Origin of the sequence: Raineyella sp. LH-20, assembly GCF_033110965.1 — a bacterium.
GTDB lineage: Bacteria > Actinomycetota > Actinomycetes > Propionibacteriales > Propionibacteriaceae > Raineyella.
Genome location: NZ_CP137003.1, coordinates 608,333 through 627,007 on the forward strand (window position 1 = coordinate 608,333; position 18,675 = coordinate 627,007).

The window sequence follows — 18,675 nt, forward strand, 5'->3', positions numbered from 1 at the left end:
TCACAGCTCCGGCAGCGCCTCCCGGACCTGCTTGCGCAGCACCTTGCCCAGCATCGACCGGGGCAGGTCCCCGTCGGCGGTGATCACCCGACGCGGCACCTTGTAGGCGGCCAGCAGGCCCCGGCAGTGCGTCCGCACGGCGTCCTCGTCGATGCGTACGCCCGGCTCGGGCTCGACCACCGCGACCACCGTCTCCGAGCCGTCCTCGCGCCGCTTGCCGACCACCGCGACGTCCACGATCCCGGGGAACGTACGGATCGCTTCCTCCACCTCGGAGGGGGCGACGTTGAAGCCGCCGGTGATGATCAGTTCCTTGGCCCGGTCGACGATGGTGGTGTAGCCCTGGGCGTCGACGACGACGAGGTCGCCGGTCCGCAGCCAGCCGTCGGGCAGCAGCGTACGGGCCGTCTCCTCGGGGTTGTTCCAGTAGCCCTGGAAGACCTGCGGACCCTTGATCAACAGTTCGCCGCGCTCCCCCGGCGCCACCTCGCGGGTCGGGTCGTCGGGGTCGACCACCTTCATCAGCGTCGACGGGAACGGCACCCCGATGGTGCCGGTCCGCCGGGTCGGCCAGAACGGGTTGCCGAGCGCCACCGGCGAGGACTCGGTCATCCCGTATCCCTCGACCAGCAGCCCACCGGAGACCGATTCCCACAACTCGACGATCGGGTCGGTCAGCGCCATCGCCCCGGAGATGCAGAACTTCGCCGACGCCAGCGACACGCCCCGCTCGATGGCCGCCCGGGCGGTCCGCTCGTAGATCGGCGGGACGGCGCAGTAGACCGTCGGTGGGAACCGCTTCGCCGCCTTCAGCACCAGGTCGACGTCGAACTTCGGAAAGAGCACCAGGTTGGCCTGCCGCAGCACGCCGTACGTCAGGTAGAGCGTCATCCCGAAGGCGTGGAACATCGGCAGCACGGCGTAGAAGTTCTCCGCGCGGTACTGCGCGTCCTTCATCCAGGCCTTGCCCTGCAGGGCGTTGGCGTACAGGTTGAAGTGGGTGAGCATCGCGCCCTTCGGATGCCCGGTGGTGCCCGAGGTGTACTGGATCACCGCCAGGTCCCGCACCGTCGGCCGGGGCACCTCCGGATCGACCGGCCGGTCGGCGAGCAGCGCCCGCCACGGCATCGTCCCCCGGGTCGGGGCGGTCAGCGCGGCGCGGGTCCGCTGCAGCGAGCCGACCGGCAGCCGCAGCGCGGCCCGCATCGCCACCGGGAACTCCTCCAGCAGGTTCACCGCGATCAGGGTGTCCGGCCGATCCGCCACCGGGATCTCCTGCAGTTTGCCTGCGGCAACGTCCCAGGCGATCGCCACCCGGGCGCCGTGGTCGGCGAACAGCTCGGCCAGCTCGTGGGCGGTGTAGAGCGGGTTGTGCTCCACCACGACCGCCCCGAGCCGCAGCGCGGCGTAGAAGGCGACGACGTGCTGGGGGCAGTTCGGCAGCATCAGGGCGACCCGGTCGCCGGGCCGTACGCCCAGCCGGCGCAGTCCCTCGGCGGCGCGGAAGACCTGCTCGCCCAGGGCGGCGTACGTGGTGGTGCGGCCGAAGAAGGTCATCGCGATCGCGGCGCCGCCCTCGGCCACCGACCGTTCGAACATCTCCACCAGCGAGGTGGTCGGCAGCTCGATCTCGGCAGGAACACCCGGTTGATAGGCGGCCACCCAGGGCGGCACAGAAGACTCGGACGACGCGGTCATGCCCTCAGGTTACGCGTCCGTAGGTCGGTCGCGCCGGCAGTCAGCGCTTGGGGGTCCGGCCCCGTCCCCAGGGGCGGCCGGTCCAGGCCAGGTAGCCGCCGGTGGCGCCGAGCACGCCCCACATGGCGCCGAGCACCGGGCCGGCGAACCGGCCCAGCCGGTCGGTGTTGGCGACCAGGATGTTGGACCCGCCGGCGATCATCGCCGCCACCACCATGCCGAGCACCAGCCGGTCGGTCATCCCCTCGGCCCGGGCGACCAACGGCTCGAGCTCGTCGGCACGCAGATTGATGTCCACCCCGTCCTTGTCCAGCCGCTCCACCAGCCGGCGGGCGTACGACGGCAGCTCGGTGCTGAGCATCACCGCGTCGAGGGTCGCCTCCCGCGCCCGGCCCGCCCAGTAGCGCGGGTCGAGACGCTGCAGCAGCAGGCGTTCGGCGAACGGATTGAGCGCGTCGGAGAGGGCGAAGGTCGGGTCGAGGCGGCGGCCCAGGCCGTCGACGATGGTCAGCATCCGGACCAGCAGGACGATGTCGGCCGGCAGCGCCAGCCGCTGGGTGCGAACGATCCGGAACAGGTACATGCCGACGTCGACCATCTTCACGTCGGTGAGCCGGCGGCCCTCCATCGCGGCGAGCAGCCCGGACACCTCACGACGCAGTGCGGAGCGGTCCAGCCGGCCGCGCGGCGGGGCGAGGGCGACCAGTGCCTCGGCGACCACGTTCGGGTCGTTGCGGTACATCCCGACGATGATCGCGGCGAACTGCCGGGTCATCGTCGCCGTCATCCGCCCGACCATGCCGAAGTCGATCACCCCGATGGTGCCGTCCGGCTCGATCAGCAGGTTGCCGGAATGCGGGTCGGCGTGGAACTTCCCCATCTCGAAGACCATCCGGAGCAGCATCTCGCAGCTGCGCAGGGCCAACGAGTGCCGGTCGATGCCCTGCGCGTCGAGGGCGGCGATGTTGTCGACCCGGATGCCGGTCAGCCGCTCCATCGTCAGCACCCGGGTGGAGCTGGTGTCCCAGTGGATCCAGGGAATGTGGATCCGCTTGTCGCCGGCGAAGTAGGCGCCGAACTCCTCGCAGGCGTGCGCCTCGATGGTGTAGTCCATCTCGGCGCGCAGCGCCCGGCTGAACTCCTCCACCAGGCCGGTGACGCCGATGTCGGAGAAGAAGCCCGAGTTGCGCTCCAGATGCCGGGCGATGTTGCCGAGGATCTCCAGGTCCTCGGTGACCTTGTCGACCACCCCCGGTTTGCGGACCTTGACCACCACCTCGCGGCCGTCGTGCAACACCGCGGCGTGCACCTGGCCGATCGAGGCGGTGGCGATCGCCACCTCGTCGAAGGAGGCGAACAGTTCGGTCACGTCGGCGCCGAGATCGGCCCGGACGACGGCGCGGATGTCGGAGACCGGGATCGGCGGCTCGCTGTCGGTGAGGGTGCTGAGCGCGTCGCAGTAGGGATCCGGCAGCAGGTCGCGGCGCATCGACAGTGCCTGCCCGAACTTCACGTACGTGGTGCCCAGGTCCCGGAAGGTCTGCACCAGGATCTCCGGGCGGATGTCGTCGTCCTCGCGCGGATTGACGTAGCCGTGCCCCAGCGAGGGCAGCCAGCGTCCCAGACCGGCCTGGTAGGCCGTGGCATAGAGGCCGTTGCGGGAGAGCACCTGGGCGATCTCGCGGTACCGCTGGAGGTGACCGGGCATGGGACCACGGTACATGGCACCCGAGGTGCAACGATGGCAGCCATGCGGGTGGATCGGCGGGCGGCTCTGGCCCTGGGTGGCGGCGTGCTGGCGGCCGGTGCTCTGACGGCCGGCGGGATCGCCGTCCGCAGCCCGTACGCTCCGCCGCCGCAGCTGCCGACGGGCAGCTGGGATCCGGGACCGGCCACCGGGACGTACGACCTGGGTGGTCACCGGGTCGAGATCGGCCGACCCGGCGGTCCTCCGAGCGGCCGGTTCCGGGTGCTCCGCGGCGGGACGCCGGTCTGGTGGGCCCGGGCGGGGGTGATCGGCGCGGCTCGCGGCACCCTGCTGTGGACCGACCGCCTCGGGCATTTCAGCGACCGGCGCCGCCTCGACCGGGTCTGGGCCGACGCCCGCTGCGAAACCGCCGGGGTGGTCGGCGGCGACACGCTCCGGCTCACCGGACGATTCGGCGTACGCCCCGGCGAGGGACCTGACTGGCAGCTGACCCTGCTCTCCCGCGGCGACGTCCTCGAGGTGGACCTCGAGGTGCCGGACGCCGACCTGGTGCTGCTGCGCTCCGACCTGGCCGTCGACGAGGCGGTGCACGGACTGGGGGCGCAGGCCACCGACATCGACCTGCGCGGTCAGGACGTCGTGCTGGCCGCCCGGGAGCAGGGCATCGGCCGCGGTAAACAGCCGCTGACCGTGCTGGCGGAGAAGACCCAGGGCGCCGGTGGCTCGCCGACCACGACGTACGCACCGATGCCCGCCCTGGTCACCCGCGGCCTGCGGGGCCTGGACTGGAGCCAGGACCGGGTGGCCGAGGTCGACCTGCGCGACCGGCTCGAGGTGTCGGTGTGGGACGCCCGGATCACCGCCCGCTGGCGCACCGCCGCGACCCCGCGGGAGCTGGTGCGCACGCCCCACGACCCGATCCCGGGCTGGACCGGCACCGGGGCGATCCTCGGCCTGCAGGGCGGGTCGGCCGAGGTGCGCCGCAAGCTCGACGCCCTCGACGGCGCCGCGATCGCCGGGGTGTGGCTGCAGGACTGGGTCGGCCGGCGCAGCACCGGTTTCGGCAGCCGACTGTGGTGGACCTGGCAACTGGACCGGCACCTCTACCCGGACTGGGACCAGCTGGTCGCCGACCTCACCGGGCGCGGCATCCGGGTGCTCAGTTACATCAACCCGTTCGTCGTCGACCCCGGCGAGAAGCCCGGTGGGGTGGATCGCGACCTCTACCACGAGGCACTGCGCCGCGGCTTCCTGGTCGGGCACCCCGCCGGTGGACCGTACGTCCTCGACCAGGACGGGTTCAGTGCGGCGATGGTCGACCTGACCAACCCGGCGGCGTACGCCTGGTTCGGCGAGGTGATCGCCGCGATGCCGCAGACCGGCGGCTGGATGGCGGACTTCGGCGAGTCGCTGCCCTTCGACGCGGTGCTGCACGAGGGCGATCCTCGCGAGCTGCACAACCGGTGGCCGCTGCTGTGGGAGCAGCTCAACGCCGAGGTGCGGGGCCCGGACGAGTTCGTCTTCCACCGCTCCGCCTGGCGCGGCTCGCGGGCCGCGCACTGGGCGGGCGACCAGCTGACCTCCTGGGACGCCCACGACGGGATGGCCTCCGCCCTGCTCGCGATGCTGGCCGGCGGGGTCAGCGGCCTGCCGCAGATGCACAGCGACGCCGGCGGCTACACCTCACTGGACCAGCCGGTGGTGCAGACCCACCGGGACGCCGAACTCCTGCTGCGCTGGAGCGAGTGGTGCGTCTGGTCGCCGGTGCTGCGCACCCACGAGAGCAACCGGCCGGAGGAGAACGCGCAGGTCTGGGACCCGCAGGCTTCCCCGGCCTTCGCGCAGCAGACCCGGGTGTTCCGGGAACTGGCCGACTACCGGGCGACGGTGGTCGCCGACGACCTGCCGGCGATCCGGCACTGCTGGGTCGAGGTGCCGGGCACCGCGGCCGCCGAGCGGGACGACCAGTACTTCTTCGGACCGAGCTTCCTGGTCGCCCCGGTGCTACGGCCCGGCGTCACCGGCCGCGAGGTGTCACTGCCGCCCGGTCGGTGGGTGCTGGTCTGGACCGGCGAGGAGTACGCCGGCGACCGAGTGACCCGGGTCCGTTCGCTGATCGGCCAGCCACCGGTCTTTCACCGGGTGGAGGACGCCGGCGCCGCCGCGATCTCGCGGCGCATCCGGGCGCTCTGAGCCACCACGAACCACACCGCGGCGGCCAGGAAGAGGACACCGAAGGCCATCCGGCCGTACGCCGGCAGGTAGAACTGCGGCAGCACCAGCGCCATCAGCACACCCAACGGCCAGGCGGCCGGGCGGCGCAGGGCGAGCAGGATCCCACCGACCGCGACCAGCACCAGGCCGGCAGCGAACATGGTCACCGCCACCGGCTGGAACCGGGTCAGCGTCGGGTCGGCGCCGGCCGCCAGCCCGAACGTCTCGGCGCCGTAGTAGGGCAACAGCAGGGCGGTGCCCAGGGCGACGACGGCCCGGGCCCGACCGCCGATCCGGTCGGCCAGGACGGTCAGCGCAACGAAGGCCGCCATGCCGCAGACATGGGCCGCGATCCAGCGCGGCGAGGCGACGTCGTCGGGGTAGGGCCGGAGCAGCAGGTACGCGGCCATCAGCAGCCCGGCAGCCAGTGCGGAGATACGCATCACAGTGCCTTTCGAAAGGAGTGGCAGAGATTGGGAGAGCACTGCTCTCATATTGGCACACGACCCCGAGTAATACAAGAGCAGCGCTCTCTGACATCCTGTGGACATGGGCGTACGCGAACAGGCACGGGCGGAGACGACGGCGCGGATCATGGCGGCGGCGCGCGACCAGATCGCCACCGTCGGCGGGGCCGGACTGTCGATGCGGGCGATCGCACGTGCGGTGGGCCTGGTCTCCTCGGCCGTCTACCGCTACTTCCCGACCCGTGACGCGCTGCTCACCGCGTTGATCATCGAGTCGTACGACCACCTGGGTGACCACCTGGCCGGCCTGCCGGCCGACTGGCGGGCCCGGGCGACCGGCCTGCGGGACTGGGCGCGGGTGCACCCGCAGGAGTTCCACCTGATCTACGGCACGCCGATCCCGGACTACCGGGCGCCGCAGGACACCATCCCCGCGGCCGCGCGGGCGGTCGCGCCGTTCCTGGCGCTCGCGCCGATCGCGGCGACGGTGCCGGAACTGGCCCAGCTGGTCGGCTTCGTCGGGCTGGAACTCGCCGGCCACTTCGTCGGCAGCGAACCACCGGTCGAGGAGCTCTTCACCGCCGTGCTCGACCGCCAGGTCGCAACCCTCGGACTGGGGTGACGCGGGACCGCGCACGGCTCCTCGTAGTCCGGGGTGAACCCGTGGTGGTCGTGTCGGCACGACGGATCGTCGAGTCGCCGGCGTCGACAGTCGCCGTCCTGGTGGTCATCCGGTGCGTCGGGATGGGTGAGGGAGGAGGGTGCGCGGCTTTCCGCTGATGGAGGTCCCGGCAACGCTCGTCCGGCGGGCTCACGCGCCCTCGTCCACGTCGCGGCCGAGCCCGCGGTGCCCCCGTCCCTCGGCTCGGACCGTACGCTTCGTTTCAGACCGTACGCTTCGTTTCAGACCGTACGCTTCGTTTCAGACCGTACGCTTCGTATTCATTCCCACTCGGGCGACCGGGAGGGTGTGCATACCACGGGTACGGTCTGGCAGGCGAGAGCTCCTGCCCGGCCCAGCGAGCGGGCTTCGCCGAGCTCGCCGCACGGCGGGCTGCGCGCGGCGCATGACCTTCGGCCTCGGCTTCGGCTTCCACCCGGAAGCGCTCGCCGAGTTCGCCGCGGATGTCGACTCGTCGGCGACAACCTCATGACCATAGTGGCCGTCGGTCGCGAGAAGCGGCGCCCCGGTTACTGGCGAGACCGCATCATCCGGCGGCTCAGCGGAAGCCGAACACCGGGCCGAACAGCACCGCCACCACCGCAGCCCAGGCGCCGATCACAGGCAGGTAGCGGCTCTGCCAGCGCACCAGGGCGACGTACGGTCGACGTCCGCGGAGGAACCCGAGCTGCAGCCAGACGGCCCCGATCAGATTGACGGCCAGCACCACGTTCTCCCCCAGCGCGGCGAGCTTGTTGGCGGTGGCGCCGTACTCGGCGATCCGCCCGCCGATCGCCACCAGCACCAGCACGTCGACCAGCACCGCACCGACGATCAACACCACCTGCAGCCGGTCGAACCAGCCCGGCGTCGCCTCCACCGGTCGGGCCGCCAGGGAGAAGAGCACCAGGCCGAGCACCACGGCGAGCAGCGCGTCGACGATGATCAGCGTGTTGCGGTCGGCCTCCACCAGCCGCCCGGAGAGCGGGACCGTGATCAGGAAGGCCACCAGCAGCAGGGTGACCAGTGGGGTGAACACCCGGGTCAGCATCGGCGCCATCGCCGACAGGGAGCTGCCGGTCTCCACCAGCCAGGCGGCGATGACGATCGCACCACCGACACTGATCGGCAGCACCCAGGTGCCGAGCACGTCGCCGGGGTAGACGCCGGTCAGCGTGAACATCGCGAAGGCCAGGCCGAACAGCACTCCCCCGCCGAGTGCGAACAGCACGACGTGGATGAACAGCTCCCCGGTGAACCGCAGGTAGTCCGGCCAGCGGTCGAGGATCCGCCAGTCGGCGCCGAGGTAGACCGCGCCGAGCACCACCCACAGCACGATCGGCGCGTGCAGCCAGAAGAGCGGCTGGGTCTGACCCTGCTCCGCGAAAGGGTAGAACGCCTCGACCGCGGCGAACACCGCCACCGCGCCGAGCAGGCCCGCCGTCGGCGCCAGTGCGACCCGGCCCCGCAACCAGAGGAAATATCCGCCGAGCACGACGGCCACCCCGAGCACCGCCGCCACCGGCAGGATCTCGAGGGCGAACGCCACCCTGACGGCCAGCCCGGCGAGGGCCGCGAACACGACGGCCGCCAGGAGACCCTCGCGGCGTCGGAGCAACAGCGAGGTTGGCGACCCGCCCGACAGTGAGACGGGCGACCCGCCCGACAATGACGCGGGCGACGCGCCCGACGATGAGGCGGCCTGCACCACTCCGCCCGGCGCCGCGGGGCCCGGCCACCACAGGTCCGGGTGGTCATGGGCGAAGTCCCGGGCGACCGGATCGGTGTCCGCCAGTCGTCGCAGCGCGACCAGGAAGGCCTCGTCCCCGGCCAGGCCGGTGCCGGCGAGTTCCTCGGCGGAGGTGGTCAGTCGGGTGGTGCGTTCGGCGGTCTCGTCGTCCCCTGGTCCCGGCCGATCGGTGACGTACGTACGCCAGAGCGCAAGAAACGGGGCCATGGTGTCCATGGCCCCGATCCTCGCATCACCAGTGACTACTCGGCGACCGCCCCCGCGCGCAGGCCGCGCTCGCCCGGCCGGACGATCCGCTTCAGGTCGCGCGCTCCGGTGGGATCGCTGAGCGCCTCGGCCACCTCGTCGAGGCCGTAGCGGCCGGTGACCAGCGGATCGAGCTGCACCAGACCGGCCTCGACCAGCCGGATGCCGATCGGCCAGGTGCCGGTGTAGCGGAAGATGCCGGTGACCTTCAGCTCGCGGCCGGTGACCACGCCGACGGGCAGCGGCAGGATGTCCTCGCCCATCCCGACCAGGACGACCGTGCCGGCCGGCTTCACCTGCTTGATGCCCGACACGATGGCCGGGTTGACGCCCGAGCAGTCGATGAAGGTGTCGGCCGCGACGGCCAGGTACTCCGCCGAGCCGGGCTCCACCACGCGGGTCGCCCCGTGGGCGAGGGCGATCTCGCGCCGGGTCGGGTTCGGCTCGCTGATCACCACGTCGGTCGCCCCGAAGGCCCGGGCCGCCTGCGCAGTGATGATGCCGATCGGGCCGCCGCCGGCGATCAGCACCGTGGCCCCCGGGCCGATCTCGGCCTTCTGGACCGCGGCGATGCCGACCGAGAGGGGTTCCAGCAGGGCCGCGGCGTCATCGCTGATCGAGTCCGGGATGGGGTGCGCGAACTTGCTCTGGATCGTCACGTAGTCGCAGAACGCGCCGTCGATCGGGGGCGTCGCGTAGAACTCCATCTTCGGGCACAGGTTGTAGCGACCCGACAGGCAGTACTCACACACGCCACAGGAGCGCTGCGGTTCGACCGCCACCCGCTCGCCGATCCGCGCGGGGTCGACGTCGGCCCCGACCGCCACGATCGTGCCGCTCAGCTCGTGGCCGAGCACGATCGGGTCGTTCACCACGAAGTCGGCGATCCGGCCGTGGGTGTAGTAGTGCACGTCGGAGCCGCACACGCCGACGCTGGCCACACTGACCAGCACCTCGTCGGACGCGGGCTGCGGGGTGGGCCGCTGCTCGAGGTCCTCGACGCCCACCTCCTTCATGACGCTGGCCCACATGGTCGGGGCAATCTGCGCAGTCATTGTCTTCCTTCCGAGAAATCCGGTGGCCCGTACGAGGCCGGTGTTACTTGATCAGGCCGGCGGTCTTGTACATGTCGATGTACTGGCCGACGGTGGACGCGTCGACCACCGGCGCGTCGATGTTCTTGTCGATCTGCTTCTGCGCACCGGTGAGGAGGTCGTGGACACTCGACATGTTGAGCTTGGCCAGGTCGATGGCGGACTGCAGGGTGGTGGCGGACATCTTCCCCTGCTGGATCAGCAGGCAGGCCTCGGGGGTGCCGTCGGTGCCGTACGCGAACATCTTGCCGGCCGCCGGCTTGTTCCCGACCGCCTCCAGGGCACCGGCGCACATGTTGTCGTTCATCGAGCAGATGGCGTCGATCTGGGGATTGGCGGTCATCCAGTCCTCCATCAGCTTCATGCCCTCGTCCTTGTTCCAGTTCGCGATCTGCTCGCCGACGATCTTCACGTCGGGTCGCTTGTCGAAGAACTCGGCCTGCCAGGCCTTGCGGCGCTCGATGGCGTGGAAGTTGCCGGCCGGGCCGTTCAGCACCACGACCTTGCCGTTCTGGGGCACCTCGGCGAGAGCCTTCTTGGCCACGCCGGCGCCCTGGTCGTACGGGTTCGCGTCGACCGAGGAGGCCCCGGCGATGTTGGCGATCCGGGCGTTGGTGGTGATGGCGATGATGTTCGCCGCGACGACCTTCTCGACGTAGGGCCGCTGGGCCTCGCCGTTGTTCGGCTGGACGATGATCGCGTTGAACTTGTTGGTGATCGCGTTCTCGATCAGGGTGTTCTCGGTGTCATCGTTCGCCTGGCCGTCGAAGACCTCGATCGACAGGTCGGGGTACTGGCCGGCGGCGTTCTTCATCTCGTTGGCGAGCCACGCGGCGAAGGAGTCCGACTGGGCGCGGGCGATGTAGGCCACCCGGAACTTACCGCTGCCGGCTGAGCCGGAGGTGTTGCGCGAGCATCCGACGAGAACGCCACCGAGGCCGAGCAGAGCGGTGGTCTTCAGCAGTCCGCGACGAGTGAGATAGGGCGACATTGCCGTGATCCTTTCGATGGGGATGACAGTCCGTTGGGGGGATGACAGTCCGATGGGGGTGATGAACAGTTCGACTGGGTGATGGATGAGGGATGTCGGGGCCTGCTGTCGGGCAGGTCGTGTCCGGGGTCCTGCTATTTCTGCAGGGACGGTTCGGGAGGCGTGGGCCGGCTTTCGGAGAGATCGGGCTTGAGGATGACGTGCGTACGCTTCGCCCGCTTGCTGCGGATGTCGTACATCACCGCGACGGCGATGATGACGCCCTTGGTGATCTGCTGGACGTACGACTGGACGCCGACCAGGTTCATGATGTTGTTCAGCAGGCCGATGATGAAGGCACCGGCGAGGGTGCCGAGGGTGGTGCCGACGCCACCGGTGAAGCTGGTGCCGCCGACGACGGCCGAGGTCAGGCCCTCCATCTCGTAGCCGACCGCGCCGTTGGGCAGGCCCGCGTTGACACGGCTCATGAAGAGCACGCCGGCCACGCCGACGAAGATCCCGTTGAGGATGAACGCCTGGTACTTCGTCTTGCGGACGTTGATGCCGGAGGCGCGGGCGGCCAGTTCGTTGCCGCCGATGGCGTAGAGGGCGCGGCCGTATTTCGTCTGGTTCATCAGGTAGCCGGTGAGACCGACGGCGACGAGCAGGAAGATCACCGGGATCGGGATCGGGCCGATCGAGCCCTGGCCCAGGTCGGTGAACTTGCCGAGCTGGAGGATGTTCTGACCGCGGGTGTAGAGCAGCACGGCGCCGCGCGCCACCATCCCGACCGCCAGCGTCGCGATGAAGGGAGGCACGTCGAAGTCGGCGGTCATCACCGCACTGATCAGGTTGCAGACGACACCGACGACGATGCCGACCACCAGGGCCACGATGATGCTGTCGGTCGCCTTGTACGCCACCACCGACAGCACACCGGCCAGCGCCAGCACCGAGCCGGCGGAGAGGTCGATCATCCCGCAGATGATCAACATCATCTCGCCGAAGGCCAGGATCGTGGTCACGGTGAGCTGGCGCGGGATGTTCGTCATGTTCTCGGCGGTGAGGAAGTTCGGGCTCAGGAACGAACTCCCGATGAACATCGCCAGCAGGATCAGATAGATCGAGTACTTGCTCAGGTTGAGATTACGAAGCTTCATGACGTTCACCCCTGGGTGATTTCCGGGACTTGATTCATTGCGTGGGCGAGGATGCGCTCCTGACTGAACTCCGCACGAGGGATCTCGCCGGTGAGTCGCCCGGCCGACATGACATAGATGCGGTCGCACATCCCGATGAGTTCGGGCAATTCGGAGGAGACCATCAGCAGCCCCTTGCCCTGCTGGGCCAGCTGGGTCATCAGGCGATAGATCTCGAACTTGGCACCGACGTCGATGCCGCGGGTCGGCTCGTCGAGCAGCAGCACCTCGGGGTCGGTGAGCAGCCACTTGGCCAGCAGGACCTTCTGCTGGTTGCCGCCGCTCAGCGACTGGATCGGGGTCTCCACGCTGGGCGCCTTCACCGCCATGGCCTTGAAGTACTCGGCGACCAGGGCGTCCTCCTCCCGGGGATGGGAGCGGCCGCCGTGGATGACCTTCTGCAGGCTGGCCAGGGTGGCGTTCTTCTTGATCGAGAGGATGGGCACGATGCCCATCAGCCGGCGGTCCTCCGAGAGCAGCGCCACACCGTGCCGGATGGCCTGCTGCGGGGTGGAGATGCTCACCGGGGTGCCGTTGACCTCGACGGTGCCGCCGTCGAGCGGATCGAGACCGAAGATCGACTGGATCGTCTCGCTGCGTCCGGCGCCCACCAGGCCGGCCAGCCCGACGATCTCACCGGCCCGTACGTGCAGCGAGATGTCGGTGAAGGTGTGCTCGCGGTGCAGGTCGGAGACCTTCAGCACGACGTCGCCCAGCGCCACCTCCTCCTTGGGGTACTGGTTGTCGAGCTTGCGACCGACCATCCGGGCGATCACCTCGTCGAGGTCCAGCTCGGCGGCGGGGTCGGTGCTCACCACCTGGCCGTCGCGCAGGATGGTGATGTCGTCGGCGATCCGGAAGACCTCGTCCATCTTGTGCGAGATGTAGATGATCGCCACACCCCGGCTGCGCAGGAGGTCGATCTTCCGGAAGAGGTTCTCCACGTCCTTGTGCGCGATCGCGGAGGTCGGCTCGTCCATGATGAGGATGTCGGCCTTGTGGTAGATCGCCCGTTCGATCTCCAGCATCTGGATGTCGGACACCGTCAGGCTGGCCAGCTTCTGGTCGATGCTGTACGGCAGCCCCTCGCGGTCGAGGATCGCGCGGGCCTCGCGGCGGATGAACTTCCAGTCCACCCGGCCGGCCTTCATCGGCAGCCGGCCGATGAAGAAGTTCTCCGCGATGGTCATCTGCGGCACGTAGTTGAGTTCCTGGGCGATCATCGCGATGCCCAGGCTGTGGGCCTGGATCGGCGACTTGACCTTGACCGGTGCGTCATCGAGATAGATCTCGCCGGCGTCCGGCTGGTAGAGGCCGTTGATGATCTTCATCAGGGTGGACTTGCCGGCACCGTTCTCGCCGCAGAGGGCGTGGACCGTGCCGGGACGGACGGCGAAGCTGACGTTCTGCAGCGCCTTGACGCCGGGGAAGGACTTCTCAATGCCTTCGACCCGCAATCTGAAGTCACTCATGACTTCGTCCCTTTCTTCATGTTCCGGGCTCCGGTGGCCGAAATCAGGAGTGGCGCATGGCCACGAGATGAGAGAGCTCCGCGAAGCGGGCCTGGATCGACGGATCGTGGTCGGCCACGAACCGGGAGGCGAGGCGGGGCGTCCACTCCGGCGGCTGCGCCGACCCGGCGAGTGCCCAGGCGGCCTGCCGGGCCGCGCCGTCGGCGACGTACTCCCCGCGCTCGGGGACGATCACCGGCAGGTCCAGCACCGTCGGGGCGATCCGCCGGACGGCCTCGCCCTGCGCGCCACCGCCGATCAGGTGGATCTCCGAGACCGGGACACCGATCGCCCGCAGCGCCCGGATGCCCTCCCCCACTCCGCACAGCATCCCCTCGACCGCGGCCCGGGCGATGTTGGCGGGAGTCAGGTTGGACAGCCGGACCCCGTGCAGCGCGCCGGTGGCGTCCGGGAGGTTCGGGGTCCGCTCACCCTCGAGGTAGGGGATGCAGACCAGGCCCTCCGCCCCGGGCGGCGCCGAGAGCGCCAGGTCGCTGAAGTGCGCGTGGTCGACGCCGAGCAGGTCGGCGTAGACGTCGAGGACGCGGGACGCGTTGAGGGTGCACACCAGCGGCAGGAACCGGCCGGTGACGTCGGCGAAGCCGGTCACGATGCCGGACGGGTCGTGCGTCGGCCGGTCGCTGACCAAGGACACGACGCCCGAGGTGCCCAGCGACATGGCGACCTGGCCCGGCCGCAGGTCGAGGCCGAACGCCGCCCCGGCGTTGTCCCCGCAGCCCGGCCCGAGCACCATCTCCCGCCCGTCGATGACCACGGTCGCCATCGGCTCGTTCGGCGCCAGCACCCGAGGCACCTGCAACGTACGGTCGGAGCAGGTCGCCGCCGCGATGATGTCGGTGCAGTAGACATTGGCCACCGGGTCGAAGTAGCCGGTGCCCGAGGCGTCGGAGCGGTCGGTGGCGAGCGAGTCGAGCCCGGCCTCGTTCATCAGCTTCCAGCTGAGCCAGTCGTGCGGCAGCGCGACGGCGGCCGTACGGGCCAGGTTCTGCGGCTCGTGGCGGGCGAGCCAGCGCAGCTTGCTCACCGTGATGGAGGCGACCGGGACGACGCCCGTACGATCCGCCCAGACCTGGCGGCCCCGCTCCTCGTCGCCGTCACCGAACTCGCGGACCAGGTCCGCGGCCTCCGGGCCGGAGCGGGTGTCGTTCCACAGGATCGCGTTGCGGACGACATCACCCCGTTCGTCGAGGGCAACCATGCCGTGCTGCTGGCCGCCGACGGAGATCGCCTTGACGTCCTCCAGGCCGCCCGCCTGGCGAACCGCCTCCCGGAAGGCGCGCAGCCAGATCTCCGGATCGACCTCGGTCCCGGTCGCATGCCGTGCAGTTCCCGATCGTACGAGAGCGCCGGTCTCGGCGTCCCGGATCATCACCTTGCAGGACTGGGTCGACGAATCGACGCCCGCCACGAGTTTCCGCGTCATGTGGATGAACTCCTCGTTCCAACAGCTTTGTTGCTTGCAGCAATCTACGAAGCAGCGTAGGAGACTGTCAAGGCGGTCGGCGCGTCGGATCAACATCACCTTCGGATCCCAGCAATAACGCGGGATAGGCCCCTTGAAGCGGTCACCGACGCCATGCAGCCGCCTCCGCCCGGACCATGGGTGCACAGCAATCTGGACCTCTGGGCACGCACTAAACAACAAACAGGTAAGCTCGGAGCCAACACCCGTCGTCCTGACCTCAACGTTGAAAGGGTGGTCGCGTGAGTGACATCGACACCGCCGCGCTCTCGCCGCGCGGCTCCGGGGCACGGGCGAACAGCATGCGAGCACACAACCTGTCGCTGTTGGCGCAGGCGGTCGCCGACGCCCCCGTGCCACTGTCCCGCGCCGACCTCGCCTGCGCGACGGGGCTGAACCGTTCGACGGTGACCCGGCTGGTCGAGCAGCTCCTCGGTGACGGGATCGTCGTCGAGGGCGACCTGCGCGCCTCCACCAGCGGCCGCCCCGCGGTCCCCCTGCTCCCGGCCCCGCACACCCATGTCGCTCTGGGCGCCGAGGTCAGCGCGGAGTACCTCGAGGTCTGCGTCGTGGACCTCACCGGCCGCATCCTCGTCGAGCGGCGCCACGCCTTCACCATCGACCTGCCCAAGCGGGCCCGGATGCTGGCCGAACTCGCCGGCATCGTCAACGACCTGGCGGTCCAGGTGGACCGCGCCGGAATGTCCCTGGTGGGGGTGGCCTGCGGCGTCCCCGGGCTGATCGACGCCTCCACCGGCTACCTCCACACGGCACCCCATCTCGGTTGGCGCGACGTCGACCTGAGCACCGCCGTCGCGGAGGCCGGCTGTTCCCGCGAGATGCGGTTCCACAACTCGGCCGGGGTCGCGGCGCAGGCCGAAGTGCGGGCCCGGCAGCGCGCCGGCCGGTCCGTCGACCACTTCCTGTACGTCACCGGTTCCTCGGGCATCGGAGCCGCCCTGGTCCGGGACCGCCTCGTCGAGGCGGGGGCGCGAGGGTGGGCGGGCGAGCTCGGGCATGTCCTGGTGTCCGGATCCGAGGCCGCCTGCTCCTGCGGAGCCACCGGCTGCCTGGAGACCGTCGCCGCCCGGGCCGCCATCCTCACCGCCGCCGGACTCCCCACCGACGCCCCGATCGGCCAGTTGCTCGCCGCACTGCGGCGGAGCGACCGGCAGGCCGAGGAAGCCGTGGCGCTGGCCGGACGTGCCCTGGGCGAGGCGATCGCCACCTGCCTGAACATCGTCGACTCCCCGGTGGTGGTGCTCGGCGGCCTGCTCGAACGACTGTTCAGCCGGCTCGGCCCCCGGGTCCGCCAGGGCATCGGCGAGCGGGTGCTCAGCCACGCCTGGGCGCCGGTCGACCTGGAACCGAGCATCACCGGCGCCCACGCGGTGAGCGAGGGCGCCGCCTGGCTGACGCTCAAGGACTTCCTCGGCTCCCCCGACCGCTGGGCACCGCCGCCACGCGGGACGACCCCGTACTATTCGGTGGACCAGACCCCCGAGGTCACCATCGAGTGACCCGGGAACGAGCGGCTGGGAACGACCGGCCCGGGAGTGCCTCCCGACTAGGGCGCGATCACCACGATCTTGCCGGTCGTCGCCGTGCAACGGATCGTCTCACCGCGCCGACAGGTGAAGGCCAGGTCGGCGCCGGAGGTCGGGTCGTACGCCGTGACGTCGAACTGCACGTCGGGCGAGGTGACCGTGCGGACGCTGTCCCGGGTGGCGACGGCGAGCTGGCAGCTCGCTCCCCCGGCCACGCCCAGCCCCTTCTCGCAGGTCCGGGCCGCGCCCGGGAGCCGGTCTCCGTACGATCGGAGGACGACCCCGAGCAGCAGCACGACGAAGAGCAGCAGGGCGACGACGAACGGCCAGAGCTTCCTCACCCCGCGAGGATAGCGGCGACCGCCTCCCGACCCAGGACAGGACTCTTGGCGGACACCGCGGCCTCCGCCGCCCGACGGCACTGGTCCAGCGTCACCGCGGACAGTTGTGCACCGACCGCGGCCAGCGCCGGCGCGGCGGCCGACAGCGAGGTGACACCCAGACCGATCAGCACGCAGGCCAGCTGCGGATCGGCCGCAGCCTCACCGCACACCCCGACCGACTTGCCGTGGTGCTTGCCCGCCTCGGCGGTGAGCTGGACGAGCTTCAGCACGCCCGGCTGCCACGGGTCGGTCAGCCCTGCCAGGTAGGGCGACATCCGGTCGGCCGCCATCGTGTACTGGGACAGGTCGTTGGTGCCGATCGAGAAGAACTCGACGTACTCCAGCACCTGGTCGGCGACCAGCGCGATCGCCGGCACCTCGACCATGATGCCCGGGTAGAGGCCACGCTCCCGGCACAGCCCGGCGAACCACTCGGCCTCCTGCACGGTGGAGACCATCGGCGCCATCACCCACGCCTCGACATCGGTGCCGGCCGCCGCGTCGGCGATGGCATCCAGCTGGCGGGTGAGGAGCTCCGGCTTGTCCAGGGCGATCCGCATGCCACGGACACCGAGCGAGGGGTTCTCCTCGTGCGGCATGTTGGCGAAGGCCAACGGCTTGTCCGAGCCGGCGTCGAGGGTGCGGACGACGACCTTCTTGCCCCGGAACGCTTCGAAGACCTCGGTGTAGACCTGGGTCTGCTCCTCCAGGCTCGGCTCGACCTGCGCGGTGAGGAAGGCGAGCTCGGTGCGGAACAGGCCGACGCCCTCGGCGATCCCGGGGGCCGCGGCCTTGCGGGCGGCGGCGCCGTCCTGGACGTTGGCGAGGAGTTGCACCCGGTGGCCGTCCGCGGTGCGGGCCGGCCCGCGCCAGGCGCGGATCCGCTCGGCCTTGGCCGCCGCCTCCTCGACCCGCCGCAGCGCGTCGCGCTCGTCGGGGTGGGGGACGATCTCGCCGGTGTCCCCGTCGACCAGCAGTGGCGTGCCGTCGCTGATCTCGGTCAGCCGGGCGCCGACCGCGACGATGCACGGGATGCCCAGCTGGCGGGCGATGATCGCGGTGTGGCTGGTCTTGCCGCCGAGCTGGGTGACCAGCCCGGCGATCACCTCGGGGCGCAGGCCCGCGGTGTCCGCCGGGGCCAGGTCGTCGGCCAGCAGCACCACCGGGGAGTCCGGATCGGGGACGCCGGGCTCGGGCTCGCCGCGCAGTTCGGCGATCACCCGGTCACGGACGTCCTTCAGGTCGGTGGTCCGCTCGGCCATCAGGCCGCCGATCTTCTCGAACTTGGCGACGAAGGTGTCGGTGGCCTGCACCGCGGCCCAGTCCGCCGGGGAGCCATGGTCGATCAGCTTGTTGACGGAGCGCTGCCAGCCCCGGTCGGTGGCCAGCGCGGCGGTCGCGGCGAGCACCTCGGACGCATGCCCGGTGACCATCCCGGCCCGCCCGGACAGTCGGCTGCCGACGACGGCCGCCGCCGCCGCGAACCGGTCCTTCTCAGCCTGCCGGTCCCCCTCGGGCACCTCGACACCCTGGGTCGGCAGGGCCGGGCGCGAACGGACCCACTGGGCAGGCGCGAAACCGACGCCCCCCACGACACCGAGACCCGCCAGGAGATCGGGCTCACCCGGGATTCTGGCCGGGAACTGCGCAGCGGTCATCTCTACCTCTTCCTCGAAGCGTACGGGCACAACGGTACGCGAAACGTGTTGACATTCCAACACGATCGGGCATACTTGTGACCAGT

At 70.5% G+C, this 18,675-nt stretch carries 14 protein-coding genes; 3 read left to right on the forward strand and 11 right to left on the reverse strand.

Annotated elements, in window-relative coordinates; genetic code table 11:
• Both R0146_RS02680 and R0146_RS02685 read right to left on the reverse strand, forming a co-directional pair.
• Positions 1-1,698, reverse strand: coding sequence for a long-chain-fatty-acid--CoA ligase (locus R0146_RS02680; RefSeq protein ID WP_317691314.1), 1,698 nt, complete (start codon positions 1,696-1,698; stop codon positions 1-3).
• Between the two features lie 40 nt (positions 1,699-1,738).
• The gene (locus R0146_RS02685) at positions 1,739-3,406 is read right to left on the reverse strand and encodes an ABC1 kinase family protein (RefSeq protein WP_317691315.1); all 1,668 of its coding nucleotides are present in this window, start codon (positions 3,404-3,406) and stop codon (positions 1,739-1,741) included.
• Positions 3,407-3,439: 33 nt separating this feature from the next.
• Here R0146_RS02685 and R0146_RS02690 point away from each other — a divergent pair, with 33 nt between their 5' ends.
• Positions 3,440-5,599, forward strand: coding sequence for a TIM-barrel domain-containing protein (locus R0146_RS02690; protein ID WP_317691316.1), 2,160 nt, complete (start codon positions 3,440-3,442; stop codon positions 5,597-5,599).
• Here the strand turns inward: R0146_RS02690 and R0146_RS02695 are convergent.
• Complete coding sequence (locus tag R0146_RS02695) at positions 5,542-6,063, reverse strand: hypothetical protein (RefSeq protein WP_317691317.1); 522 nt, start codon at positions 6,061-6,063, stop codon at positions 5,542-5,544. The two genes, R0146_RS02690 and R0146_RS02695, sit on opposite strands and share 58 nt — an antisense overlap.
• Positions 6,064-6,169: 106 nt before the next feature.
• Here R0146_RS02695 and R0146_RS02700 point away from each other — a divergent pair, with 106 nt between their 5' ends.
• Positions 6,170-6,709 (forward strand): TetR/AcrR family transcriptional regulator, encoded by a 540-nt coding sequence (locus R0146_RS02700; RefSeq protein WP_317691318.1) that lies wholly within the window; start codon positions 6,170-6,172, stop codon positions 6,707-6,709.
• A 598-nt stretch (positions 6,710-7,307) separates the two neighbouring features.
• On the opposite strand, the gene R0146_RS02705 is transcribed toward R0146_RS02700, so the two are convergent.
• The 6 genes from R0146_RS02705 to xylB all read right to left on the reverse strand — a co-directional run bounded on the left by R0146_RS02705 (position 7,308) and on the right by xylB (position 14,962).
• Positions 7,308-8,714, reverse strand: a complete 1,407-nt coding sequence (locus R0146_RS02705) for a hypothetical protein (RefSeq protein ID WP_317691319.1) — start codon at positions 8,712-8,714, stop codon at positions 7,308-7,310.
• 26 nt (positions 8,715-8,740) lie between these two features.
• A complete protein-coding gene (locus tag R0146_RS02710) occupies positions 8,741-9,799 on the reverse strand; it encodes an NAD(P)-dependent alcohol dehydrogenase (protein ID WP_317691320.1) in 1,059 nt (352 codons plus the stop codon).
• Positions 9,800-9,842: 43 nt separating this feature from the next.
• The gene (locus R0146_RS02715; protein ID WP_317691321.1) at positions 9,843-10,829 is read right to left on the reverse strand and encodes a sugar ABC transporter substrate-binding protein; all 987 of its coding nucleotides are present in this window, start codon (positions 10,827-10,829) and stop codon (positions 9,843-9,845) included.
• Between the two features lie 134 nt (positions 10,830-10,963).
• Positions 10,964-11,968 carry an ABC transporter permease gene (locus R0146_RS02720; protein ID WP_317691322.1) on the reverse strand — a complete coding sequence of 335 codons (1,005 nt, stop codon included), beginning with the start codon at positions 11,966-11,968 and terminating at the stop codon, positions 10,964-10,966.
• Positions 11,969-11,973: 5 nt separating this feature from the next.
• Positions 11,974-13,479: a sugar ABC transporter ATP-binding protein gene (locus tag R0146_RS02725; RefSeq protein ID WP_317691323.1), complete on the reverse strand. Its 1,506-nt coding sequence runs from the start codon at positions 13,477-13,479 to the stop codon at positions 11,974-11,976.
• 43 nt (positions 13,480-13,522) lie between these two features.
• Positions 13,523-14,962, reverse strand: coding sequence for a xylulokinase (xylB, locus tag R0146_RS02730; protein ID WP_317691324.1), 1,440 nt, complete (start codon positions 14,960-14,962; stop codon positions 13,523-13,525).
• Positions 14,963-15,243: 281 nt separating this feature from the next.
• Between xylB and R0146_RS02735 the strand changes: the two genes are divergently transcribed.
• Positions 15,244-16,521, forward strand: a complete 1,278-nt coding sequence (locus tag R0146_RS02735; protein WP_317691325.1) for an ROK family protein — start codon at positions 15,244-15,246, stop codon at positions 16,519-16,521.
• Positions 16,522-16,568: 47 nt separating this feature from the next.
• Here R0146_RS02735 and R0146_RS02740 read toward each other — a convergent pair whose 3' ends face one another.
• Together R0146_RS02740 and ptsP are read right to left on the reverse strand one after the other, a co-directional pair.
• The gene (locus tag R0146_RS02740) at positions 16,569-16,889 is read right to left on the reverse strand and encodes a hypothetical protein (protein WP_317691326.1); all 321 of its coding nucleotides are present in this window, start codon (positions 16,887-16,889) and stop codon (positions 16,569-16,571) included.
• The gene (gene ptsP / locus R0146_RS02745) at positions 16,886-18,589 is read right to left on the reverse strand and encodes a phosphoenolpyruvate--protein phosphotransferase (RefSeq protein ID WP_317691327.1); all 1,704 of its coding nucleotides are present in this window, start codon (positions 18,587-18,589) and stop codon (positions 16,886-16,888) included. The genes R0146_RS02740 and ptsP overlap by 4 nt, the downstream gene beginning before the upstream one ends.
• Positions 18,590-18,675: the final 86 nt, after the last annotated feature.